18 protein-coding genes are annotated in these 24304 nt (G+C 67.0%); 8 read left to right on the top strand and 10 right to left on the bottom strand.

Features of this window, described 5'->3' with window-relative positions; genetic code table 11:
* Positions 1 to 4 precede the first annotated feature (4 nt).
* From ACU6XJ_RS21160 to ACU6XJ_RS21195, 8 genes are all read left to right on the top strand, one after another.
* The gene (locus ACU6XJ_RS21160; RefSeq protein WP_476314430.1) at positions 5 to 1012 is read left to right on the top strand and encodes a zinc-dependent alcohol dehydrogenase family protein; all 1008 of its coding nucleotides are present in this window, start codon (positions 5 to 7) and stop codon (positions 1010 to 1012) included.
* A gap of 132 nt (positions 1013 to 1144) precedes the next feature.
* Complete coding sequence (locus ACU6XJ_RS21165) at positions 1145 to 2317, top strand: epoxide hydrolase family protein (RefSeq protein WP_476314433.1); 1173 nt, start codon at positions 1145 to 1147, stop codon at positions 2315 to 2317.
* Between the two features lie 138 nt (positions 2318 to 2455).
* Positions 2456 to 3568, top strand: a complete 1113-nt coding sequence (locus tag ACU6XJ_RS21170) for a serine hydrolase domain-containing protein (RefSeq protein ID WP_476314435.1) — start codon at positions 2456 to 2458, stop codon at positions 3566 to 3568.
* Between the two features lie 30 nt (positions 3569 to 3598).
* A complete protein-coding gene (locus tag ACU6XJ_RS21175; RefSeq protein ID WP_476314438.1) occupies positions 3599 to 5914 on the top strand; it encodes an ATP-binding cassette domain-containing protein in 2316 nt (771 codons plus the stop codon).
* A 72-nt stretch (positions 5915 to 5986) separates the two neighbouring features.
* A complete protein-coding gene (locus tag ACU6XJ_RS21180; RefSeq protein WP_476314441.1) occupies positions 5987 to 6766 on the top strand; it encodes a class I SAM-dependent methyltransferase in 780 nt (259 codons plus the stop codon).
* A 168-nt stretch (positions 6767 to 6934) separates the two neighbouring features.
* Positions 6935 to 8179 carry a methyltransferase domain-containing protein gene (locus ACU6XJ_RS21185; RefSeq protein ID WP_476314443.1) on the top strand — a complete coding sequence of 415 codons (1245 nt, stop codon included), beginning with the start codon at positions 6935 to 6937 and terminating at the stop codon, positions 8177 to 8179.
* 63 nt (positions 8180 to 8242) lie between these two features.
* Positions 8243 to 9415 carry a DegT/DnrJ/EryC1/StrS family aminotransferase gene (locus ACU6XJ_RS21190; RefSeq protein WP_476314446.1) on the top strand — a complete coding sequence of 391 codons (1173 nt, stop codon included), beginning with the start codon at positions 8243 to 8245 and terminating at the stop codon, positions 9413 to 9415.
* Positions 9416 to 9426: 11 nt separating this feature from the next.
* Positions 9427 to 10833: a nucleotide disphospho-sugar-binding domain-containing protein gene (locus ACU6XJ_RS21195; RefSeq protein ID WP_476314449.1), complete on the top strand. Its 1407-nt coding sequence runs from the start codon at positions 9427 to 9429 to the stop codon at positions 10831 to 10833.
* A gap of 75 nt (positions 10834 to 10908) precedes the next feature.
* On the opposite strand, the gene ACU6XJ_RS21200 is transcribed toward ACU6XJ_RS21195, so the two are convergent.
* The 10 genes from ACU6XJ_RS21200 to ACU6XJ_RS21245 all read right to left on the bottom strand — a co-directional run bounded on the left by ACU6XJ_RS21200 (position 10909) and on the right by ACU6XJ_RS21245 (position 24085).
* Positions 10909 to 12471, bottom strand: a complete 1563-nt coding sequence (locus ACU6XJ_RS21200) for an MFS transporter (RefSeq protein ID WP_476314452.1) — start codon at positions 12469 to 12471, stop codon at positions 10909 to 10911.
* 111 nt (positions 12472 to 12582) lie between these two features.
* Positions 12583 to 13629 carry an RNA polymerase subunit sigma-70 gene (locus tag ACU6XJ_RS21205; RefSeq protein WP_476314455.1) on the bottom strand — a complete coding sequence of 349 codons (1047 nt, stop codon included), beginning with the start codon at positions 13627 to 13629 and terminating at the stop codon, positions 12583 to 12585.
* A gap of 122 nt (positions 13630 to 13751) precedes the next feature.
* On the bottom strand, positions 13752 to 14582 hold the full coding sequence (locus ACU6XJ_RS21210) for an SAM-dependent methyltransferase (RefSeq protein ID WP_476314458.1): 831 nt from the start codon (positions 14580 to 14582) through the stop codon (positions 13752 to 13754).
* Entirely contained in the window at positions 14582 to 15364 is a 783-nt protein-coding gene (locus tag ACU6XJ_RS21215; protein WP_476314461.1) for an FkbM family methyltransferase, read from the bottom strand. Before ACU6XJ_RS21215 ends, ACU6XJ_RS21210 begins: the two co-directional genes overlap by 1 nt.
* A 163-nt stretch (positions 15365 to 15527) precedes the next feature.
* Positions 15528 to 15794, bottom strand: coding sequence for a phosphopantetheine-binding protein (locus ACU6XJ_RS21220; protein WP_476314463.1), 267 nt, complete (start codon positions 15792 to 15794; stop codon positions 15528 to 15530).
* A gap of 25 nt (positions 15795 to 15819) precedes the next feature.
* The gene (locus ACU6XJ_RS21225; protein WP_476314466.1) at positions 15820 to 16698 is read right to left on the bottom strand and encodes a phytanoyl-CoA dioxygenase family protein; all 879 of its coding nucleotides are present in this window, start codon (positions 16696 to 16698) and stop codon (positions 15820 to 15822) included.
* 4 nt (positions 16699 to 16702) lie between these two features.
* Positions 16703 to 19807, bottom strand: coding sequence for a non-ribosomal peptide synthetase (locus tag ACU6XJ_RS21230; RefSeq protein WP_476314469.1), 3105 nt, complete (start codon positions 19805 to 19807; stop codon positions 16703 to 16705).
* A complete protein-coding gene (locus ACU6XJ_RS21235; RefSeq protein WP_476314472.1) occupies positions 19800 to 20621 on the bottom strand; it encodes a maleylpyruvate isomerase family mycothiol-dependent enzyme in 822 nt (273 codons plus the stop codon). The genes ACU6XJ_RS21230 and ACU6XJ_RS21235 overlap by 8 nt, the downstream gene beginning before the upstream one ends.
* A 350-nt stretch (positions 20622 to 20971) precedes the next feature.
* Positions 20972 to 22579: a tyrosine 2,3-aminomutase gene (cmdF, locus tag ACU6XJ_RS21240; RefSeq protein WP_476314475.1), complete on the bottom strand. Its 1608-nt coding sequence runs from the start codon at positions 22577 to 22579 to the stop codon at positions 20972 to 20974.
* Between the two features lie 120 nt (positions 22580 to 22699).
* Complete coding sequence (locus ACU6XJ_RS21245) at positions 22700 to 24085, bottom strand: FAD-dependent oxidoreductase (RefSeq protein WP_476314478.1); 1386 nt, start codon at positions 24083 to 24085, stop codon at positions 22700 to 22702.
* Positions 24086 to 24304 lie beyond the last annotated feature (219 nt).

Consider the following 24304-nt stretch of genomic DNA (forward strand, 5'->3'; position numbering starts at 1 on the left):
CCCCGTGCGGTATTTCCACCTGCCCGAGTTCCACGGCCCGGACGCCCTCCGGGTGGATCAGCGCGATGTGCCGGAGCCGATGCCGCACGAGGTGCTGGTGCGCATGCGGGCCTGGTCGGTGAACTATCGGGACCTGCTGATCGCCGATGGCCGGTATGGACAGGGGATGAAGCCCGACCTGGTTCCGCTCTCCGACGGGGCGGGCGAGGTCGTGCGGACCGGCTCCCTGGTGGACCGCTGGGCGGCAGGGGACAGGGTGGCGGGCGTCTTCATGCCGGGCTGGACGTCCGGGCCACCGACCGATTCGAAGATCGCCTCCGCGCTGGGCGGCCCGGTCGACGGGGTGTTGGCCGAATACGTGGTCTTCGACCAGGCGGCCCTCGTCGCGATTCCCGAACACCTCGGATACCCCGAGGCCGCCACCCTGCCGTGCGCCGCCACCACCGCGTGGCACGCCGTCGTCACCTGTGGGGCCGTCGCCCCCGGCCAGCGCGTCCTGACGCTGGGCAGTGGCGGAGTGTCGGTGTTCGCCTTGCAGTTCGCCGTGCTGGCAGGCGCGTGGGTGGCGGCCACCTCCGGCAGCGATGCCAAGCTCGATCGGCTGCGCGTACTGGGTGCCGCGCTGCTGGTGAACCACGCCGAGACACCGCACTGGGGCAGCCTGATCCACGAGACGACCGGCGGCGGAGTCGACCATGTGATCGAGGTCGGCGGGGCGGGCACGCTGCTGGAATCCCTGCGCGCGGTGCGGACCGGTGGGCGGATCAGCGTGATCGGAGTGCTGAGCCAGGGCAGCGGGATCGACCCGGTCCGGGTGCTGCGCAAGGGGCTGATCATGCAGGGCATGCACGTGGGTAGCAGGGAGACGTTCGAGGCGATGAACGCGGCCATCGGCCGTGCCGGGCTGCGGCCGGTGATCGACCGTGCGTTCCCGTTCTCCGAGGCGGCGGCGGCCTATCGGTATCTGGCGTCCGGGCGTCATGTTGGCAAGGTCGTCATCGTCGCCGACTGACCGGTGATCCCCGCATTCGCGCGTGGTCGCCGGGGCCTGGTGGCGGCGCACGGAAGGAGATGCCCGGGTGGATCGGCGAGTGAAGACTCGGCCGGGAGGACCATCGCCCGACACGAAATGCGAGGTGCCGACATGGTTCCCTTTCGTATCGAGATACCGGAGTCCGAACTCGAAGACCTGCGGAAGCGGATCGATGAGACCCGGTGGCCGACGGAGATCCCCGGTTCGGGATGGAGCCGTGGGGTGCCGCTGGACTATCTCCGGGACCTGACCGCGTACTGGCGGCATGACTATGACTGGCGCGCCGCTGAGCGGCGGCTGAATCAGTTCCCTCAGTTCATCGACACCATCGACGGCACGAAGCTGCATTTCCTGCACGTCCGGTCGCCGGAGCCGGACGCGATGCCGGTGATCATGACCCATGGCTGGCCGGGAACAGTCGCCGAGTTCGTCGACGTGATCGAGCCGCTGACCGATCCCCGCCGATACGGCGGTGATCCGGCCGACGCGTGCCACGTGGTCGTCCCGTCGCTTCCCGGACACGGCTTCTCACCCCCGACCGGCACCCCCGGTTGGGACATCACCAGGGTGGCGCGGGCCTGGGCCGAGTTGATGCGCAGGCTCGGCTACCGCCGGTACGTCGCCCAGGGCGGCGACTGGGGCAAGGTGACCTCGCTGCGGCTCGGCTCGGTCGATCCGGAGCACGTGGCCGGGGTGCACCTGAACATGCTGGTCACCTTCCCCCCTGAGGACGACCCCACCGCGGTGCAGTCGCTGAACGCCGACGATATGGCCAAGTTGGAGCACGGGGCACATTTCCTCGAGGACGGAACGGGCTATTCGAAGCTCCAGTCCACCCGGCCACAGACGCTGTCCTACGCATTGACCGACTCGCCGGTCGGACAGTTGGCGTGGATCGTGGAGAAGTTCAAGGAGTGGACCGATTCGGTGACCGGACCGGAAGAGGTGATCGACCGGGACGCCCTGCTGACCCACGTGACGATCTACTGGCTCACCAGGACGGCAGGCCCGAGCGCCCAACTGTACTTCGAGACCACCAGGACCACCCAGGATTTCATGCGCATCTGGGGCGGGCCGTGGCCACTGACCATGCCGGTCGGTGTGGCCGTCTTCCCCAAGGATGCCACCCGGCCTATCCGCTCGTTCGCGGAGCGGGCGCTGCCCACCCTCTCGCAGTGGACCGAATTCGACAAGGGTGGACACTTCGCCGCAATGGAACAGCCGGAATTGCTGGTCAGCGACGTGCGCCGGTTCGTCCGGTCGCTGCAAGCCGGTCCGCGCTGACGATCGCGGCGTGAGGTTGTTCGCGTGACCGATGAGTTTTCCGCGCGGTGAGAGTCATACGTACAGAGGGCTTTGGCGCAGGAAGCCATCCTGGCGCATGGCGTCGGGCAACTGACCATCGATCGAGGGAAAGTGATCATGAAGGACGTGCAAAAAGCGGTACAGGACGCGATGGACCAGCTGGTCGAGTCCGGTGCCGAGACGGGTCTGCAGGTCGCCGTCTATCAGCACGGCGAACTGGTGGTCGACGCCACCGCCGGTGTCGCGGATCCCGAAACCAACCGGCCGGTCGCCAAGGACACCTTGTTCTTCGCCGCGTCCGTGGGCAAGGGCATCACCGCCACCCTGGCCCATCTGCTGGCTGAGCGTGGTGCGCTCGATTACGACACCCCGATCGCCGAACTGTGGCCGGAGTTCGCCGCGCATGGCAAGGGAAAGGCCACCGTGCGCCACGCGCTGACCCACCAGGCGGGCGTGCCCGCCCTGGCCGAGGACATCACCCCGGACGACCTGGGCGACTGGGACAAGATGACCGCGTCCATCGCGGCAAGCGAGCCCTGGTGGGAGCCGGGTACCCAGAGCGGCTACCACGCGATGAGCTTCGGGTGGATCGTCGGCGAGATCATTCGCCGGGCGGCGGGCAAGCCGCTGTCCCAGGTGCTCGAGGAGGAGCTTGCCGGGCCGCTCGGTATCAGCGGCGAGATGTACTTCGGCGTGCCGGATTCCGCGATGGACCGGGTCGCCCGCCTGGTCGAGGTGCCGCTGGACGAGCCGCCCGCGTTCGAACTCCCCGCCGATCACCCGATCTTCAAGATCGCACCGCCCTCGGTGCAGCCGAGCGTCGACCTGTACAACAGCCGGAATTTCCTGAAGGCCGATGTGCCCGCGGGTGGAACCATGTCGGCGCGGGCGATCGCCCGCATGTACGCCGCGCTACTCGGCGAGGTCGACGGGGTCCGGCTCGTGTCCCCGGAGCGGCTGGAGCGGATGTGCACCGTGTGTGTGGAAGACGTCGACCAGGTCATGCAGTTCCCGATGCCCAAGACGCTGGGCTACTTCACGGGCCGGTTCGACCCGGCTCCGGCGACGCCCCCCACCGAATTCGGCTATGGCGGCATGACCGGCACCCACGCGGACGCCGACCCGGCGACTGGAACGTCTTTCGCGCTGATGAAGAACCGCTACACCTCCGGTGACTTCTCTACCGCCGCGACGCTGACCGACATCGTCAGCAAGTCCCTCGCGAAGTAGCCAACAGCGCCCGAAGCGCCCGGTGGAGGGTTGGTCCGCGTCACCCTCCACCGGGTTTACCTCCCCCGACTGGAATGGAGAAGGGTCATCCACCGCGACATCGAGATTCGAGGTGCCCGCGAGAACAACCTGAAGAATGTCTCGCTGGACATCCCCAAACAGAAGATCACCGTGTTCACCGGCGTTTCCGGCTCCGGGAAGTCCTCACTCGCCTTCGGCACGATCGCCGCGGAATCACAGCGGTTGATCAAGGAGAGCTATCCGACGTTCATCCAGTCGCTGCTGCCCAGATACGGACAGCCCGATGTGGACTCGCTGGACAACCTGACCGCGGCGATCGTCGTGGACCAGCAGCCGATGGGCGGAAACGCACGCTCCACGGTCGGTACCGCGACAGACGCGTACACGCTGCTCCGGCTGATCTTCTCCCGGGTGGGAAAACCCGCGGCGGGCGGACAGAAGGTCTTCTCCTTCAATGATCCGCAGGGAATGTGCTCGGGCTGTGAGGGCCTTGGCCAGGCCTCGAACATCGATCTCGACGCGCTGCTCGACCGGAGCAAATCGCTCAACGAGGGGGCGATCCAGTTCCCCGCGTTCGCGCCGGACACCACGAACTGGAACATCTTCATCAGCTCGGGCTTCTTCGACAATGACAAGCCGGTGAAGAAATACACCGAGGACGAGCTTGACAAATTGCTCAACCTGAACAACGTCAAGGTCAAGACGATGGCGGGTGGCAAGGCGTGGAACATGAGCTACGAGGGCCTGTTGCCCCGGTTCAAGCGGCTCTACGTGTCCAAGGGCGTCGCTCAACTCCAGCCCTACCTGCGGGAGGCATTCGAGAAGATCGTCCGCACCGGACCGTGTTCCGACTGCGGCGGGGCGCGGCTGAGCAAGGCGGCGCTGGACTGCAAGATCGACGGCGTCAACATCGCCGAGTGCGCCGCGATGGAGGTGCGCGCGCTGGCCGACTTCGTCCAGGGCATCACCGATCCCTCCATCGCACCGGTCACCTCTTCGCTGGCCGCCAAGCTGGAGAACCTGGTCCATATCGGACTGGGCTATCTCAGCCTCGATCGGGAAAGCTCGACCCTGTCCGGCGGTGAATCGCAGCGGGTCAAGATGGTGCGGCACCTTGGCTCCAGCCTGACCGAGATGACCTATGTGTTCGATGAGCCCAGCGTCGGCCTGCACCCGCATGACGTGCATCGGCTCAACGAACTGCTGGTGCGCCTGCGGGACAAGGGCAACACGGTGCTGGTGGTGGAGCACAAGCCGGAGGTCATGTCCATCGCCGATCACATCGTCGATCTCGGTCCGCACGCGGGCCGCAACGGTGGGGAGGTGGTCTACCAGGGTGATTTCGCCGGGCTGCGCACCTCCGGCACGGTCACCGGCGAGCACCTCAGCAGACATCAGGACATCAAGGAAGCGGTGCGCAAACCCACCGGGAAACTCCGGATCGAGAACGCGCGGCTGCACAATCTGCGCGACCTCACCGTGGAGATTCCCGAAGGTGTGCTGACCGTGGTCACCGGGGTGGCGGGCTCGGGTAAGAGCTCGCTGATCCAGGGATGCCTGCCGAAGCACTGCCCGAACGCGGTCCTGATCGATCAGAACGTCCTGCGGGGCTCGAAGCGATCCAACCCGGCCACCTACACCGGGATGCTGGACCCGATCCGCAAGGCCTTCGCCACCGCGAACAAGGTCAACGCCAACCTGTTCAGCGCCAACTCCAAGGGTGCCTGCCCGGACTGTCAGGGGCTCGGGCTGATCTACACGGACCTGGCGCATATGGACCCGGTAGTGAGCACCTGCGACACCTGTGAGGGCAAGCGGTTCACCGCCGACGTCCTGAAACACAAGTTGCGTGGGCGCAACATCAGCGAGGTCCTGCAGATGTCCGTCATCGAGGCGAAGGACTTCTTCACCGAACCGGAGATCCAGGCGACGCTGGGTTCGCTGGACGACGTTGGGCTGGGATACATCACCCTGTGGCAGCCGGTCAGCACCCTGTCCGGTGGTGAGCGGCAGCGATTGAAGCTGGCCAGCGAACTGGGCAACGCCGCGCAGGTGTACGTGCTGGACGAGCCGACGACCGGTCTGCACATGAACGACGTGGACACGCTGATCGGCCTGCTGGACCGGATGGTCGACGCGGGCGGCACAGTGATCGTGATCGAACACAACCTGGACGTCATCTCGCGTGCCGACTGGGTACTCGACCTGGGGCCCGGCGCGGGCAAGGAGGGCGGACAGGTGGTGTTCGAAGGTCCCCCGGCCGATCTCGCCTCGAACAAGGAATCGGTCACCGCCAAGTACCTCCGCGAGCGGATGGAGGCCTGAGACGAGACACCGTGGCGTGGCTCGGTGCCGTGCCACGGTGCCTTTCCTGCTCGTCGAGATCAGGGAACGCCAGTGACGAAGAACCGTGCGACCGTCTTCAACGACGGCGCCGCCGAGTTCGCGGGCTACATGGCCGCGCCATGGGGCAGGCTCCGCGCCGAGATGATCATGCGGCAACTCGGCACACACCTCGGTGAGCGGCCGGTGCGGGTCCTGGACGCGGGATGCGGCCCTGGCGCCATGGCCGCCCGCTTCGCAGGCCTCGGCCATCGCGTGACCGGGGTGGACTTCGCGGAGACGATGCTCGAGCAGGCGAGGTCGGCCGTCCCGGAGTCGGTGGAACTGATACCGGGTGACGTGCTGGCACTGGACACGGTGTTCCCCGAGGCGAGCTTCGACCTGGTGCTCTGCCACTGCGTGCTGGAGTACCTGACGGATGCCGACGCGGCGTTGCGTCAGCTTGGCCGCGTACTGGCGCCCGGTGGGCTGTTGAGCCTGCTGATCAGCAATCCCGATGCCCGCGTGTTGAAGACCGCGGTGGTGAACCGCGATCCGGCGGGCGCTCTGGCCTCGTTCGGCAGGCAGACGCAGCCGAACAAGGTCTTCCGCGCCCTGACCAGGGACTACCGGCCGCAGGAGCTGGCGCCGGGGTTGTCCGCCGCCGGGCTGTCATCGGTGGAGACCTATGGGGTGCGAGCCTTCTGGGACCTGCTGCCCCGCGATGGGCGCCCGGTTTCGGAGTCGTTCTTCGCCGACCTGCTCACCCTGGAAATGGCAATGGCCACGGTGTCGCCATTCCGGGAAATCGCGAACTACAGCCACATGGTCGTCCGCCGGGTTGATCCGGTGTAGATCGTCCTTGTTGATCGTATCTTACCCCCGTCATGCGGTCGATCATGTCGGGCTGTCCCATGAAGAGCATATCCAGAGAAGCCGTTGACATTTCTTGTCATGCATTCTATTTGCGTGACGAAACTTGAAGACTGCTGATAATGCCTCCCTGGGAGGGGGTTGCTGGATGTGAGATCTTCAGAGTCTCAATCAGCTGAATTCGCCTGCAGGATCTGCCGCGGCGCCGTATCGAAGTACCTGGACCTCGGTCGGCAACCCGTGTCGAACGCGTTCATGAAACCCGGTGAGCTGGACGTCGAGCCGTTCTTCGACCTCGGTATCGGGGCCTGTCGGGGCTGCGGCATGGTGCAGCAGCTGGAGGAGGTGCCGAGGGGCTGGATGTTCCGTCCCGACTATCCGTACCGATCCTCGGGTTCGGCCATGATGTGCAAGCATTTCGAGCTCACCGCGGAACGGTTCCTGGCCGCTGAGCTGGCAGGCCAGGACAAGTTCATCGTGGAGATCGGCAGCAACGACGGCGTCATGCTCAAGGCGATCAGCGAGGCCGGTGTCCGGCATCTGGGGGTCGACCCGTCTGCCGGTGCCGCCGAGGTCGCCGCCGAGAAGGGGATCTCCGTGCTCGTCGAGTTCTTCGACGAGGTCACCGCGAGCAGGATCAGCGCGGAGCACGGTCGGGCCGATCTCATCTACTCGGCCAACACGATCAGCCACATCTCCTACCTGGACTCGGTCTTCCGCGGTGTGGACCTGCTGTTGGCGCCGGACGGCATCTTCGTGTTCGAGGACCGGTATCTCGGCGACATCCTCGACAACGTCTACTTCGATCAGATCTACGACGAACACTTCTACCTGTTCGCGCTCGATCCGGTGCGGCGGCTGGCCGCCCGGTTCGGGCTGGAGCTGGTCGACGCGCAGCGGTTGCCGGTCCACGGTGGCTCTCTGCGTTTCGTGGTCGCCCGGCCCGGTGCGCGGCAGCCGACGGAATCGCTGCGTGAGTTGTTGTCGCAGGAGCGGACCAAGGGGCTGCACGAGCAGCGGACCTTCGATCGCTTCGGCGCCAAGCTCGACGGCATCCGTACCGACCTGGTCGCCCTGCTGACCGAACTGCGGGCAAGCGGGAAAAGGGTGCTCGGCTATGGTGCGACCTCCAAGAGCGCCACGGTGACGAACTACTGCGGCATCGATGCGGACCTCATTCCTTATGTGTGCGACTCGACTCCGGAGAAACAGGGCAGGCTCTCCCCTGGGTCGCACATCCCGGTGCGCCCGCCTGCGGCGTTTTCCGATCCGTACCCCGACTATGCCTTGCTGTTTGCCTGGAACCACGCCGAAGAAATCATGGCGAAAGAGCGTGAGTTCCGGGACGGAGGTGGCCGATGGATCATGTACGTCCCCGGACTGCACATTCGCTGAATCGCATCTCGGCACGTTCCAGCTGTTCAGCAACGAGCACACGAATTCCGGAGAGGGGACTCGATGATCGTCGACAGGCCGAAGTTCAGCGAACCGCTGCACGTAGGACGGCCGAATATCGGCGATCGGTCACGGCTGATGGAACGGATCAACGGCGCGTTGGACCGTGTGTGGCTGAGCAATGACGGCGTGCTGGTCAGAGAGTTCGAGGATCGGGTCGCCGCCCTGGCAGGCACCCGGCACTGCATCGCGACCTGTAACGCCACCACCGGCCTGCAAATCGCGATAAGGGCGGCGGGCATCGAGGCGGGCGACGAGGTGATCGTGCCCGCCTTCACCTGGGTTGCCACGGTCCAGGCATTGGCCTGGATCGGCGTTGTACCGGTCTTCTGCGATCTGGAGGAGAAGTCGGCGGGCGCCGATCCGCTGCATGTCGAGCGGTTGATCGGACCGCGCACCCGAGGAATTCTCGGCGTGCACGTCTTCGGTTACCCATGCCCGATCGACCCGTTGGCCGACGTCGCCGCACGGCATGGTCTTCCCTTGCTGTTCGACGCCGCTCATGCCTTCGGCAACACCTACCGGCATAGTCCGATCGGTGGTTTCGGGCTGGCGGAGGTGTTCAGTTTCCACGCCACGAAATTCGTGAACAGCTTCGAGGGCGGCGCGATCGTCACCAACGGCGACAAGTTCGCCGAACGAGCCCGGGGCATGCGGAACATGGGGTTCAACGGCAACCGCGAGGTGACCGGGACCGGAACCGTCGCCCGGATGCACGAGATATCCGCGGCCATGGGACTGACTTCGCTGGAGGCCATGGACGGGTTCATCGAGGCGAACGAGCGGAACCACGCCTGTTACGTGGAGAGCCTGGCCTCGGTACCCGGTGTCCGGGTGCGCCCGCAGGCCGCAGGGGAGCGGGCGAACTACCAGTACCTGGTGATCGAGGTGGACGAGCGCGTCAGCGGAGTGCATCGCGATCAGCTGCACGCGGTGCTGCACGCCAACAACGTGTTGTCCCGGCGCTACTTCCACCCCGGCCTCCACCAGATCGAACCGTTCCGATCCCGGGCAGAGCTGCACGCACCTCTGCCATTGCCGCGCACCGAGGCGCTCACCGAACGAGTGCTGGCATTGCCGACCGGCACGGCCGTCGGCGAAGAGCAGATCCGGAGCATCTGCGAGCTGATCGCCGACACGGTTCGGGCAGGCCCGAACCTCGGCGTCCATCGCTGAAGGAGAAGTGAATGCGCGTCGTCTTCACGGTCTATCCGTCGCTGGCCCACCTCTATCCCATTGTTCCCTTGGCCTGGGCGCTACAGAGTGCGGGACACGAGGTGCGGATCGCCTCGCATGGCCGCTTCGCCGCCGCCATCGCGGCCACCGGCTTGACTCCGGTTCGGCTCGGTCCGGTCGATTCGCACGAGGCCAGGATGCGGGATGACGCCAAGCCTCCCCCGGATCCGGTGGAGGTGACCCGTTACGCGGACGTCATGGGGCTCGACCATACCGAGCGGGAACACTGGATCGTCTTCTACCAGTACCTGCTCAGCCCGGTATCCGATTACGTCCGGTTGGACCTGCCGCAGGCGGCGGAGCTGGTGGACTTCGCAGGCGCCTGGCGGCCCGACCTGATCATCTGGGATCCCACGATGCCTGCGGGCGCGGTGGCGGCCGCGGTCAGTGGGGCGGCGCACGCCCGGCTGGTACCCGGCCTGGACTACTTCGCCTACAGCCTCGACCTGTTGGCCAAGCACCGGGACAAGCTGTGGGCGGCGGGTCTGCGGGAGAACCCACTGGCCGATCTGGTGGGGCCCCTTGCCGAGCGGTACGGCATACCGTGCGACGAGCGGCTCCTGCTCGGGCACTGGACGATCGATCCGTTGCCGTTTGGCCTGAGCCTGCCGACCAGCGCCCCCAAGGTCCCGGTCCGCTGGGTGCCCTACACCGGCGGCGAGGTGTTCCAGGACTGGCTGTACCAACGACCGGAGCGACCACGTGTCGCGCTGTCGCTCGGTGAGTCGACCCGACGGTTCATCGCCGGGGACTGGGGCAGGACGCCGATGCTGTTCGAGGCGCTCGCCGAGTTGGACGTGGAGGTGATCGCCACCCTGAACACGCTGCAACTCGAGGGCGTGCCCCGGGTACCGGACAATGTGCGAGTGATCGAGTGGGTTCCCCTCACCCAGCTCATGCCGACGTGTGCGGCCCTCATCCATCATGGCGGCAACGGCACGTTCTCGGCCGCGGCCGCGACGCGGGTGCCCCAGTTGGTGTGCGACACCGAGGAGTCCCTGCTGTTGCTGCGGGCCGAGCAGACCGGCGTCCCGGAGACCGGCATCTACCGGTTGGGGCGGGAATTCGGGGTGCGAGAGGACGTTGCCCAGGACCATCCGGCCGCGCACTGGGTGCTGCCCGCGAAGAAGGTGGAGGCCACTGTCTGCTCGGATTTCGTGACCGCCCGCGGAGCGGGTCTCCGGCTTAATCACCAGACCCAGTCCGTCGAGCAGATCCGCAAGCAGATCGCCGAAGTGGTGTCGGAGCCGTTCTACCGCCGAGGCGCCCAGTCGGTGCACGAGACTTGGCTGGCCACGCCCAGCCCGACCGACATCATCCCTCAGCTGCGCACTCTGACCGCGGAGTTCCGCCGCTGACCGGCCACTCGCGCACGGAGCCCCGCCGCGATCGACGCGGGCAGGGCTCCGTGCTCCGGGGGGTACGCGAACCAATCAGTTCGCGCTCGGTGAGGTGGTCTTCTCCGTTTCGGCGGGTGTCGCGCCGTAGGGGGCGATGGTGCGTAGCCCCACGATGGCGAGCACGGCGAGTCCGATCAGCAGGACGCCGCCGACCGTGGACACCGTGTGCATCCCGGTGTTGAAAGCCTCTCTGGCCGCAGTGATCAGCTCGTCCGCGACGCCGGAGGGAAGCTGTTCGGCGGCACCGATCGCGCCGACGGCACTGTCCGCGGCCGGGCCCGCGGCCTCGGCGGGTACCTGCGGCGGAACCGAGACGGTGGTGCGGTAGACCAGAGCGCCGATGCTGCCCATCGCGGCGATGCCGAACGCGATGCCGAACTCGCCGCAGGTCGCGGACAGGGAGCCCGCCGAACCGGCCTGTTCCGGTGGGGTGTTGCCCATGACCAATTGGTTGACCAGCGGGCCGACCGGGCCGACCCCGAGGTAGACCAGGCACAGGCCTGCCACCAGGGTTGCCAGGCCCCCTGTTTGATCGGTCTGGGTAAGCACCAGTTGACCCGCAGCCCCGACGACGGCACTCGCGGCCAGTACGTACGCGGGTCGGACGCGCCGGGTGAACAGGGGGGTCAGGTTGATCCCGGCGACAAGCGCCAGCGAGGGCGGCAGCAACCAGAGACCGGCCTCGAGGGCGGACAGCCCCTCGACCACCTGGAGGTGCAATATGGCGAAGAACGAGGTGCCGCCCTGGACCGCCGCGAAGGTCAGCGAGACCAGCAGCCCGCCGCTCACCGCCCGGATACCGAACAGCCGCAAATCGAGCAGCGGGTCGGCGAGCTTGCGTTGCCTGCCGACGAACACCACGCCCGCCGTGACGCCCAGCAGCACCCACAGCACCGGGGCGACGCTCCAGCCGGTCCTGGCCAGTTCCTTGAGCCCGTAGGTGAACGGCAGGATCGTGCCCAGCGACAGCACCACGCTGAACAGGTCCAGTCTGCCTGGTTTCGGGTTGCGTGATTCCGGCAGCACTATCGGCCCCAGGATCAGCACCAGCACCATGACCGGGACGCCGAGCAGGAACACCGAGCCCCACCAGAAGGATTCCAGCATCGCACCGCCGACCACCGGCCCGAGCGAGATGCCGACCATCATGGCGGTGGACCACACGGCGAAGGCGACTCCCAACTGCTTGGCGTCTTTGAACATGCCCATCATCAGAGCCAGGCTGCACGGCATGATGGGGGCCCCTGCGACGCCCAGCAGAGCCCTGGAGAGGATCAGCATCTCGGTGGAGACCGAGTACGCGGCGAGTACGGACGCGGCGGTGAACGCGACCGCGGCGATCAGCAGCAGCCTGCGGCGCCCGATCCGGTCGCCCAGGGTGCCCATGGTGACCAGGAACCCGGCGATCATGAAGCCATAGATGTCCGTGACCCACAGCTGCTGGGTGCCGCTGGTGCCCAGATCCTCGCTCAGGTGCGGCAAGGCGATGAACAACACGCTGATGTCAAGCATGGCCAGCATCGTGGGCAGGGCGAGTACGGCGAGCCCCAGCCATTCGCGCCACCCCGCCTTGGGCGGCGCCTGCTCAGTCGTCACGTCGGCGATCCTCTCGATGCCATACCACTGGAAAAAGAGGTGACATCTACTGAGACGAGGAAACGGCCCGGATCTCATCGCGGGCAAGGCGCCGGTGTCCGATTCAGGACACTAGAGGGTCTCGGGCAGGTTGAACGCGGTGAACAGGTGGGATGAGAACGTGGTGATCTCCACGATCCGGTTGTCCTCGACGCGCAGCACATCGAGCAGCCGCGCCCGGTACACCGTCTCGTGCGGCAGCTTGGTGTACGCGGCCACCGCGGGCTGCCGGTTGGCCCTGGTCGGTATCCGCCGCCAGAGCCCGATGTACTGCGGGGATGCCGGATCGAACACCGGAGCGATGAAGTCGAGGATGACCTGGCGGCCCTGGAACACCAGCGGCAGCGGCGGCATCGTCAGCTTCGCGTCGTCGCTGAGCAGCTCGGCCAGCGCGCCGATGTCCGCCTGCTCGGAGACATCCATGTAGCGGCGCAGCAGGGCCCGTTCCTGTTCGGTCGGGTCCGAGGAGGGCGCCCACTCCAGCCGCCGGGCAGGCAGCCGCTCACGCAGCGTGGCCCGTGCCCGTTGCAGCGCGCTGTTGACCGACGCGATGCTGGCGTCCAGCAGAGACGCGGCCTCGCTGGCGGGGGAGCCGAGCACATCGCACAGGATCAGCGCCGCTCGCTGTTTCGCCGTCAGGTGCTGGATGGACGCCAGGAATGCGAGTTCGATCGTCTCCTTGGCCACCACACTGGCGTCCGGTGTGCTCTCGTCCGGTGCGACCAGATCGAGCAGGTGGTCCGGATAAGGCTGTAGCCAGGAGATCTCGAGCGGGGGTTCGCCGCCGTTCTTCGCGGCCCGACCCTCGCTGGAGACGACGGGTTCACGCTGGCGTCGGGAGATGAAGTCCAGGCAGGCGTTGGTCGCGATGCGGTACAGCCAGGCGCGGAAGGTGGAACGGCCCTGGAACGTATCCCGCTTGCGCCAGGCGCGCAGGAACGTCTCCTGTACCTGGTCCTCGGAGTCCTCGAAGGAGCCGAGCATGCGATAGCAGTGCACCTGAAGTTCCGGGCGGTACCGCTCGGCGAGCTCGGCGAATGCCGCGTGGTTCTCCGCCCGGACGGCGTCGACGACGTCGCTCTCCTCATTGCGTCCGGGCTTGGTGGTGGCTCTTCCCACGACTACCCCCTCGGCCCCAACGGCGAGATGTCGGCCACCGCCGCATCCCCCCGGACAGTGACGTGCCACACGGTACCGCACAGCCGTCCGGCCGAGGCAGGTGGGACCGTACGGCTCATCCGTCAGTGGCGGGGCTTGGCCGCGGCGATGATGATGTACCCGATCTGGTCCCGGCGGGGCAGGAAGACGCCCTGTTGCTCGCTGGAGAACTTGGCGACCGCCTCCTCGCCGAACTGGGCGGCCATTTCGGTGCGGCGCTGCATCGAGGCCTTGATCAGTTTTGCTTTACGACCGAACGTCCGTGGTCCGCACTGGGTGAACTCCTCGACCCGGAATCCGGCGTCTTTGAGCTGGACGAGCCATTCCGGCAGCGGCATCAGCACATTCAGTTTCACCGCGGCGGCGAACCGTTCGACGCGTTCCGGCTCGGCCGTGGATTCCAGGCTGATATCCGAGATGGACAGCCTGCCGCCCGGCCGCAACACCCGGTACAGCTCGCCGAGCACCTGGGTCAGATCGGGGGCGAACAGCAGCGATTCCATCGCCAGCACGGCGTCGAAGGTCCCATCCGCGAAGGGCAACTGGGAGTAGTCGCCGTGCTGGAACCGCGCCAGGTCGCCCACCCCGGCCGCCTCCGCCCTGCGCCGTCCGGCTTCAACCTCGAACGCGCTGATCGTGACGCCGGTGACCCGCGCGCCCCAGTGAGTGGCCAGGTATACCGACGTCTCCCCGGGACCGCAGCCCGCGTCCAGCACGGTCTCCCCTCCACGCAGTCCGAGGGTGTCGGTGACCTTCGTGGTAAGCCGGTGTACCGCCTCGGTCAGCGGTACCGGGTCCTCGTCGTCGTACCAGTACGCCATGTGTGACTGGCCGTCGCGGAACGCCGCCGCTATCCGGGAGTGCTCGTCGTACATGTCGCCGATATCGCTGGGGGCGAAGTGTTGTCTTGCCATCAGATCGCTGCTCCAGGATCTCTCGATGCGAAGATCAGGTGGATTCCGGTGCCGCTGAGCCGGGCGTCCTGGGTGGGTTGGGTCCGCAATCCCCTGCGCCGCAACAGGTCGAGGACGACGGCCAGTCGATCGTCGATATCGTGCACCTCCACCACGAGGTGGCCGATCCGATCCCAGTCCGCGTCCTCGATACCGGCCAGCACGTCCAGTTCGCTCTTCTCCACATCGATCTTGAGCAGGTCGATGTGGGTGATTCCCGCCTGGCGGATCAGCGTGGAGAGCGTGACGGTCCGGCATCGCACGGTGGTCAGCCGGTGCCGGGCCCTGGCGAATCGTTCAGCCTCGAGTTCGGGGAAACCGGTACGAACCAGGACTTCGGTGGCCAGCGCGCTGTCACCGTCCTGGTCGGTGTAGAAACCGGACTCGGCAGGCGCCTTCGGGTAGTAACCGAAGTGCGCCATCCCGTCGGTACCGGTCACCGCCAGGTTGTGGGTCGCCCCGTCCGGGATGTGCCTGGCGAAGTTCTCCCGCAGCGCGAGATAGGTCTCGGGGGCGGGTTCGACGGCAATGATGTGTGCCTCGGGGAAGCACTGTTTGAACAGCAGGGAGGCCAGTCCGATGTTGGCCCCCACGTCCACGATCACGCTGGGCGCCGATGAGGGGAAGCCCGGCCGCAGGTAGGTGCGATCGTCGAACACCTCCCGGTACAGCAGGGCCGTCTCGCCGGGATCGACCAGCGTGATCTCCTCGCCGCTCGGCAGGCGACGCCGCAGCAGGGCCATTCTCATCTCCTTGGTCGATGTTCCCCGATGGACGGACTGGCTGATCGATGCACCCGTGAAGTCAGGAGGGTGTGCAGGTCCTTCGTCATGGATGAATCAGGGACACCCTCCTGCCGCACGGTGGCACCGGCCCGGTTCACATGATCGTCACCGCATCGAAGATCTAGGCCCGCCCGCTGTCAGCGGTCGCTCGCGCCTTGGCCAGCACATCCCGGATGAAGGTCGTCAGGTCGGGGTCCTCGAACAGGTCACCCATGTCCACGTCGACGCCGACCTCCTCCTCGATCCGGGCCGCGATCCGGACCGCCGAGATGGACTGTCCGCGCAGCTCGAAGAAGGTCGCCTCGGGCGGTGCGTCCGGAGCGCCGAGCACTTCCCTCCAGATCTGTGCGATGCGTTCTTCCGCAACGACGGGTTGCTCGCGGGTCATCTGTGTTCCTCCTGTTCGGTATGGATCAGCCCTGTGCTGCCGCGGCTGCGGCGGAGCGGGCCTGTTCGAGGTCGTCGTGGATCAGTGCCAGCTGCGGGTCCTGCATCTCGAACCAGCCGACGCCCGGCGGGCACTGGTCGTACCCGAGCAGGCGGCGCAGCTCTTCGGGGTAGGTCAGGACCTTCTCCCGTGGCACGGCCAGATACTGGTTCTCCTCCTGACGGAGGTTGCCGAGATCCAGTGACACGGTCAGGCTCACCCGGGGTCGGTCGGTCGTGTTGGCCCCGCCGCCGTGGAAGACGCCGCCCTGCCAGAGCAGCGCGGAGCCCGCCGGCATCGCGGCAGGCGTGGTCCCGTCGTACCGGGGTGGCGTCTCGTCGTCCCAGTGGTGGCTGCCGGGAATGACGAGCGTCGCGCCGTTCTCCTGGGTGAAGTCGGTCAACGCCAGCATCAGCTGCAACCGGCTCGGCGGGCCGGGATGCTGACGCAGGTGCAGCGCGTCGTCCCGGTGCAGCGGCTGCTTGCCCTGCTTGGGGTCGATCTGGATGGCCTGGGTCGCACTGAGCTGGATGTTCGGCGTGACCTCGATGCGGGATCGGCCAACCCACATGTGTCCCGGTTGTTGCAGGAGCTTGCGGGCCGCACCGAGGTAGAGCGGATGGGTGATGACCGGGACCAGATGATCGGTTCTGGCCAGCAGTGAGGAGATCCGCCGGGTGCGGTGCCCGTCGTAGCCCTTGCTGCAGTGGCCCGCGGCGTCCAACGCCGGGCCGAGGTCGTCCCACAGGCCGCGGAGCGTTGTGGCGTCCACGAAATCCTCGATGATGATCGCGCCATCGCGTTCGAGGATGTCCACGACGGGTTCGAGTTCCGTCGTGGGACGCACGGTGATCAGGTGAACCATGGGGTCAGTCCTCCTCTCGGAGTCGGTTTCCTGTGTCGCTGCCCGCAAGCAGCACGGCGAGCTCCCGCACTGTGGGATCGGTTGCGTAGGACCACAGCGGGAGGCGGACGCCGATTCGATCAGCGATCAGTTCGCTGAGCTGGGGGAGCAGCAGGGAGTGCCCGCCTGCTCCGAAGAAGGTGTCGGTTGGCTCGATCGGGTCGGTGCCCAGCAGCTGCGACCAGATCGCGATCAGTTGCTGTTCCAGCAACGTCGCCGCGCGGCGAGTGCCTGCCCGTGGTGGGCGCGGCGGGGGTAACCTGCGGCGATCTACCTTGCCGACCACGGTGCGTGGCAGGCCCGATGGGACGATCGTGAACACCGCGGGCAGCGGCAGCGCGCCGAACCGCCCGCGCAACCGGGCCCGCCAGCCCGCCATTGCCACCGCCGTGTCGGTGGGCACCTCATGCGGCACGACGTACAGGGCGAGTCCGCTGGTGAGCCCGTCAGGATCGGTCAGGGCGACGGCGGCGCACTCCTTCACCGTCGGATGGGCGGCCAACGCCGCCTCCAGCTCAGTCAGCTCGATCCGGTTGCCCAGTAGCTTGACCTGGAAATCTCGGCGACCCTGGAATTCCAGCAGCCCATCCCACCGCCCGCGTCCCAGGTCACCGGTGCGGTACAAGCGGATGCCGCCCGCACCGGGGGTGACATACGGGCTGCGGATGACGATCTCGCCGGTGACTCCGGCGGGGCACGGCCTGTCGTCCTCATCGAGCACCAGCACCTGGCGGCCGGGAATGGACCGGCCGATCGGCACCGTCGCTTCGCCCGGCCTGGTGATCTCGTGCCAGGTCGCGGCGATCGTCTCCGTCGGACCGTAGACGTTGATCACCCTGGTGCCGGGCAGCCTCTCGCGCAGCCGATCGACCAGTTCGCCGGGCACCGCCTCGCCCATCAACAGCAGGCACCGCAGGGCGGGCGGCCGGACGGCCTGCGCCCCGAGCAGTTCTCTGGCGAAGCTGGGCACCGTCTGGATCACCTCGATCCGTTGCGTGCTCAGCCAGCCCGTCAGCCGCTCCGGGTGCAGGCGCACCTCGTCCGGCACGGGGCACAGCAGCGCCCCACCGACGAGCGTGGCGAACACCTCGCACAGGGCGGGGTCGTGCTCCGGGGACACCCACTGGGCGATCCGGCTGCCGGGCCCCAGCTCGAACTCCTTCGCCATCCAGCCGGTGAACTGGGCCAGTGCGGCGTGGCTCTGCACGATTTCCTTGGGGGTTCCGGTCGATCCCGAGGTGAACGCGAGATAGGCGGGGTGGTCGAGGTCGACCTGCGGCAGCGGTGGCGCGGGCACCGGTGGCGAGGAGAGCGTCGCGACGTCGAGCACCGGACCCTGCCACCAAGCAGGCCGGTCACCGCGGTCCACGAGGAGACAGCAGGGCCGTAGCCGGTGCGCCAGGATCGAAGCGCGCACACCGCCATCATCGGTGCCTGCCCACACCAGGTGTGCGCCCGCGCGGAAGACGCCGAGCAGCGCGGCGATCTGCCGGGGCCCCTTGGGCATGCGCACCACGACCGGTCTGCCGGTCGCGCCCATGGCGCACAGCGCATGGGCGATCGCGTCGCCGATCGCGTCCAGTTCGCGGTAGGAGAGGATCGCACCCTGCCAGTCCACGGCAGCCGCGTCCGGACGCAGCCCGGCGTTCCTGCGCACGACGTCGGCGACCGTGTGGGTCGGCGGGTCGGCCGCCTCGATCAGATCCGCGGCCGCCGTGGCGGCGTCGAGCTGTACCGCGGGTTCCAGCGGCAGACCCGTCACCGGTGTGGTCGGAGCGGCCACCGCGACATTCAGCAGCGTGTGTAGCTGATCGAGGATCCGTTGCGCGCCCGGTCGGTCGAACAACCCGGTCCGGTAGGACAGCACGCACGACCCGATTGCGCCTGCGTCGTCGACCGTGAGCGCGAGGTCAGCACCGCTGGCTGTCCCGGAGAGGTCGACCGGCTCGAGTACCCCGGTGGCCGTGCCCAGCGGCAGTTCGGGCTTGGCAGGCTCGCCCACCACGAAAACCGCGTCACACAGCGGCAGCCTGCGGGGGTCCCGCGGCGGATTGACGGCCCGGACCACGTCGCTGAACGGCACCCGCCGGTGCCTCAGCGCCGCTGCCTTGCCTCGCGTCACCCTGACCAGCAGTTCGCCGAAGGTGGGAGCACCGGTCAGGTCGGCGCGCAGTACCACCAGATTGGTCATCGGGCCGATGGCGTCCCGTGTCTCGGGGCCGATCCTGGTGGACACAGGGAGCCCGATGCTCACCTGATGCCGCGGGTCGTAGCGGTGCAGCAGCGCGATGTACCCGGTGAGCACCACATCCGACGGGGTGCAGCCCGCCGCGGTGGCCGCCGACCGCAGCCGGTGGCCGAAGGCTTCACCCCAGTGCAGGGGTATCTCGCCCATGGCCGCCGACGGCCCGCTCGGCCTACGCCGGTGCGCCGGGAGGTTCAACGCGGGGGACAGCGGGGTCAACTGCCCGGTCCACCACGCCAACTGCCTGCGATAGTCCGGGGTCGCGGTCCACGCGTGTTCCCTCGCGGCATGGCTTGCGAAGCCGATCGACAGCGTCCGCCGGGCAGGGGTGCGGTTCATCGCGCGGGCCAACTCGTCGAACAGCTGTGACATCGACCGGTCGTCGGCGATCATCCGGTGCGCCGCGGCCACCACCAGGTGCTCGCCGTCGGCCATCCTCAGTACCAGCAGCCTGGCCAGCGGGCCCTGAGTCGGATCGACCGGGATCGCGGCCCAGAACCGCGCCATCCGGCGGGCCTTCGCCCGCGCGTCCTGTCCTGGTGCCACCCGCACCCGGCCCCAGGTGAACCCATCCGGTGCGATGGCGGACACCGGATGGCCCTGTCGTTCGGTGAAGACGGTGCGCAGCACCGGGTACCTGCGCACGGTGGCCAGCCACGCGTCACGCAGCGCGGCGGGATCGAGGTGGCCGGTGACGTGATAGACGCGGCGGATCGTGTGTGCGCGGGACGTCGGGTCCAACTCGTTCAGCAGCCACAGCGACCGCTGAGCGGCGGAGGGGTCGCTCGCGACGGTCATTGCCGGGTCGAGGGCCAGATCATCCACGGCGCTGTTCTCCCATGCCCGCGACTCGGCGTCCGCGACCGTGAGTGACGTGATCGGATGTGTCCCCGAGCCCTGTCGGCCCCCAGTTGGCCTGCGCGATGTCCAGCCACTGCCGGGCCTGGGTGCCGGACACACTCAGGGAGAGGTCATCCGGCGACCGGCGCCGGGTGGTGAGCAGACAGAAGTCGACCGCCGGGCCACTCACCAGCTGCGAGCTGTCGGCCGGACCGAACGTCCACAGAGCACCTGATGGCGAGATGAGTTCGAACCTGAACTGGGCGTCGGGTACCGGCAGGCTCCGTGCCCGGCAACCCAGTGACCAGTTCCGCACCGCCTGACCGACGACGTGCCGGACCCGGTCCGTTCTGATCGGTGAGATGCCCACCGCGTCGCAGATGTCCTGGCCGTGGGCGAACAGCTCCGCCATGCCCATGACCGTGATGATCAGCTGAGGTAGCGGCCGGGGCAGCCAGGGCAGCAACCGTTCCGGCCGGACCGTGGCGAGTGCTGCCGCCAGGTCGTGACACGTCCGTCTCCAGCGGTACAGCGTCACCCCGGGCGGTTCGTCGACGAAGGCAGGCAGTGTCTGACCGATCGGTTGGTCCGCGATAAGCCCGCTGAATTCCCTCGGTCGCGCCGCGCTTATCGTGATCCGCCGGAATGTGGTGGTCAGATGAGCCACCTGATGCGCAACGGTCCAGCCGGGTTCCGGGCTGAGCAACGACCATTGAGCGGTGTGCAATCCGGCCAGGACTTTGTCGAGATCCTCCTGCTCGGCGACCAAATCGGAGACCGCGATCTGTGAGTTCGTCACGATTTCTCCCTTCCGGCCGGAGTTTCGTCCCAAGCTCCCGCCGAATGAACGCGGTGTTCTCAGCCTGTCGCAGCGGTGCTGAGAAGACATCTCCGTTCGTGCCGAGGAGCGACCCGCGCGAGTCCGCCAGGACACTCGTTGCGCCCGCAGGCTGCTGAGCACCCTGGCACCGATGGGTACTCAGCAAGATCACTTAGGGCGGACCCGAATTCTTGGCAATGGTTGGATGGGGAGCCATACATTTCTCCCTGAGATAAAACCTGCCAATCGATACGGTGCTCATTCGACTGTCCTGGCGAAGTCCGCTTTTGTCAGAGCCGGGGCTGGTGAGTACCCGGCCCCGATGTCGTTCAGCACAGCTCGATGTCCGCGGATCGAATGGCGTCCAGGAACACACCGTCCGAGATGGCCGCGGCGATGCGCTGGATGTCGTCGGACATGTACCGGTCGCGGTCCAGCGACGGGACCAGTTCGCGAATCGCGTCGTAGGTCGCCTTGGCGCTGTCGCCGAGCATTGAGTACCGCCGCGAGATGTCCACCGCCTGGGCCGCGGCGATGAACTCCACCGCCAGAATCACGTTGTTGTTCTGCAGTACCCGGCGGGCGTTGCGAGCCGAGATCAGGCCCATGCTCACGATGTCCTGGTTGTCGCCATTGGACGGCACGCTCTGCGTACTCGCCGGGCCGATGGTGCGGTTCTCCGCGACCAGCGCCGTCGCCGGGTACTGGGCCCCCGCCAGCCCGCTGTTCAGACCGGGGTCCCCGGTGACCAGGAACTCCGGGAGGCCGTTGCTCAGATGCCGGTTCAGCATCCGGTTGGTGCGGCGTTCGGAGAGCACCCCGAGCTGGGTCAGGGCGATCGTCAGGAAATCCATCGCGAATGCCACCGGCTGGCCGTGGAAGTTGGCCCCGTGAAAAACCTCCTTGCCTTCGAAGAACAGCGGGTTGTCGTTGGCCGAGTTGAGTTCGATCTCCAGCACCCTGGCCGTGTGGCTGATGGTGTCCCTGACCGCGCCGAGTACCTGAGGAATCGAGCGCATGGAGTAGGCCTTCTGCAGATACACCTTGGTCCGTTGCACGTCATCGCTGTCCGGCGTGTAGTTGGCCAATTCGGTGCGCAGTTCGGCGTGTTGCTTGAGTGCCTGGCTACCTCCCATCAGCCGGCGGAGGTTGGCCGCCGTGCTGATTTGGCCGGGATGCGGTTTGGCGATGTCGTGCCCCTCCGGCTGGAATGGCGCCGCCGACGCCTGCATCGTCTCCAGCACGAGGCCGGTCACGATCTCGGCCTGCCGCACCTGGTCGAGCGCTCTGCTCGCCACCAGTGAGCCGACGCCCGTCATCCCGGAGGTGCCGTTGATCAGTGACAGGCCTTCCTTGAACCGCAGCTCCAGCGGCTGGATACCGTGCTGCCGGAACACGGTGCTCGTCGGCACCGCTTGGCCGTCACGGAGCACATAGCCCTCGCCGATCAGCGTGCAGGCGACGTGCGAGAGCGGGGCCAGGTCACCGCTCGCCCCCAGTGAGCCGATCTCCGGGATCGCAGGCGTGATCCCCTTGTTGAGGAAGAGCGTCAGCCGTTCCAGTACTTCGGTGCGAACAGCGGAGTATCCCTTGGCCAGCGAGTTCAGTCGCGCGGCGACGATCGACCTTGCCTCGGCCTCACTGAACAGGGGGCCCACCCCTGCGGCATGGCTGCGGACCAGGTTTGTCTGCAGCTCCACCTCCTTGGCGGTGCTGACCAGCATGTAGATCATTTCCCCGTACCCGGTGGTGACACCGTAAACCGGGATTCCATTGTGGACGACCTCTTCGAAGAGCTTTCGGCTCTCCGCTGCCTTGTGCAGCGCGGCGGGCGCTACCACGCAGGCCGCGTTCTCCTCTGCTACCTGCCGGACCTGTTCGATGCCCAGGCTTTCGCCGTCGAACTGGACGGACGGCGCGTGCTCCACAAGGGGCATTTCTTTCACTCCAAATCGGTGGAAAAAGTATGACCGGGCGGAGGAAAGTTCCCCCAGTGCGATGTCGAGTTCCGCTGCGCCGGACTCGTCCCCAGAAATGGTGCAGAACTGGAAAGTGATTCAGCTGGTCGTCGTACTGACGTCCTTGCTCGGGTACGGCATGCCTGCCGTCCGACCCCGGGTGCTCATGGCGTGCCGGAACACTCGCGCCATCAGCCCGGGTCGCATCAGGGCCTGCGGCGGGTCGACGAGCCCGGCCACCCGGAAGAATGCCGCCGTCACCGCTGGATCGTCGGCGGCGGCGGCATGCAGTCGAGATATGTAGGCGTTGCCCAGCTTGACCTTCAACGTTCTGTTCCCCTGCACACCGGGATAACTGAGATCGCCTCCCGCCGAGATGTCCCAGGGCGCATTGACCACGGTGGCGATCCTGCGGAAGAACCGGGCGGGCCGGATGGCTGAGGCGTCGTCGAGCAGTTCCCGCAGTGCCACCGCCTCCAGCGCCGCGACTGTCATGCCCTGGCCATAGACGGGATTGAAGCTGCACACCCCATCACCGATCACCAGGAGCCCGTCCGGAAAGCGGGTCATCCGCTCGTATCGCCTGCGGATGCTGGCCGGAAACCGGAAAACAACCGGATTGTCCAGTGGCTCCGCGGCCCGGATCGCCTCGTAGATCTCCGGTGCGGCAAGCGACTTGGCGAACGCCTCGAAGCCCTCATGGTCGGTCGGTGGCTGGTCGCCGAGAATGCCGGTCATCGACAACATCGAACTTCCATCGGCGAGCTTGGGGAAGAACGCACCACGGGGATTGTCCGGGGAGCCGACCGGGTTGATGGACAGGTCGCTCCCGTAGGGGTCATCGGCGAGCCGATAGTGCCGGGTGGCGTACGTCAGGCCGATCTTCACCCGTTCCTCGACCGGCCTGCCATAGCCCATCTCGTCCAACCAGACCGGTGTACGCGAACCCCGGCCGGTGGCGTCGACCACCAGGTCGCACGTCAGGCGGGATTCGGCCTCTTCGTGCTCCGCCGAGACGCGCACCCCGGTGATCCGGCTGTTGTCCGCCGTGGTCAGCAGACCGAGTACGTGGTGGCGGTCCATCAGCGTCACGTTCGGCAACGCGAGTACCCGCGCCCTCACGTGTGCCTCGAGTACCGGGCGGGTGGCCGATATGCTCAGCAGCCCGGTACGGGGTTGTTGCAGCCGCCTGCCTTGGAAGTACCAGCGCAGATTGCCCGCCAGATCACCGGACGGGATGCCGTCTTCGTGTAATTCGGCGGCCAGTCCTGGGAAAAGGTCCTCGAGAATGAGCTGACCCTTGGCCAGCAGGGCATGTGCGTGTCGGCCGTGCGGCACACCGGGCCGATGGTCGGCGGCCTCGGTCAGCGCGTCGCGTTCGACAATTATCACTTCGCGGTAGAACTCGGACAACACTCTCGTTGTGAGTAGGCCTGCCATACCGGCACCCAGGACCACCGCACGATCCCCAGCAGCGTTCGCCATCGTTCGGCGCTCCCTCGCGTGTCGCTTCCCCGGACAGGTTCCGTCACGTTCTTGGTGGTTCTGGTAAGCGGAGATCGGCCAGTAGCCTTCGCTCCGCGGATACTGACCGGCTCACCGGGTATTTCTCGGCAAAGGCATCGGCATTCCGCTCGAATGACTATCCGGTTCATCGTTGCATTCGCCGCGCGGGTGAACATCTCCTGGATTGCTCAGCGACAA

The organism is Actinorectispora metalli, assembly GCF_056323685.1.

Coding starts and splice junctions, on each gene's coding strand:
- cmdF (WP_476314475.1), bottom strand. CDS start 22,579: ATGCCCCTTGTGGAGCACGCGCCGTCCGTCCAGTTCGACGGCGAAAGC.
- ACU6XJ_RS21170 (WP_476314435.1), top strand. CDS start 2,456: ATGAAGGACGTGCAAAAAGCGGTACAGGACGCGATGGACCAGCTGGTC.
- ACU6XJ_RS21190 (WP_476314446.1), top strand. CDS start 8,243: ATGATCGTCGACAGGCCGAAGTTCAGCGAACCGCTGCACGTAGGACGG.
- ACU6XJ_RS21210 (WP_476314458.1), bottom strand. CDS start 14,582: ATGGCAAGACAACACTTCGCCCCCAGCGATATCGGCGACATGTACGAC.
- ACU6XJ_RS21165 (WP_476314433.1), top strand. CDS start 1,145: ATGGTTCCCTTTCGTATCGAGATACCGGAGTCCGAACTCGAAGACCTG.
- ACU6XJ_RS21215 (WP_476314461.1), bottom strand. CDS start 15,364: ATGGCCCTGCTGCGGCGTCGCCTGCCGAGCGGCGAGGAGATCACGCTG.
- ACU6XJ_RS21225 (WP_476314466.1), bottom strand. CDS start 16,698: ATGGTTCACCTGATCACCGTGCGTCCCACGACGGAACTCGAACCCGTC.
- ACU6XJ_RS21195 (WP_476314449.1), top strand. CDS start 9,427: ATGCGCGTCGTCTTCACGGTCTATCCGTCGCTGGCCCACCTCTATCCC.
- ACU6XJ_RS21245 (WP_476314478.1), bottom strand. CDS start 24,085: ATGGCGAACGCTGCTGGGGATCGTGCGGTGGTCCTGGGTGCCGGTATG.
- ACU6XJ_RS21220 (WP_476314463.1), bottom strand. CDS start 15,794: ATGACCCGCGAGCAACCCGTCGTTGCGGAAGAACGCATCGCACAGATC.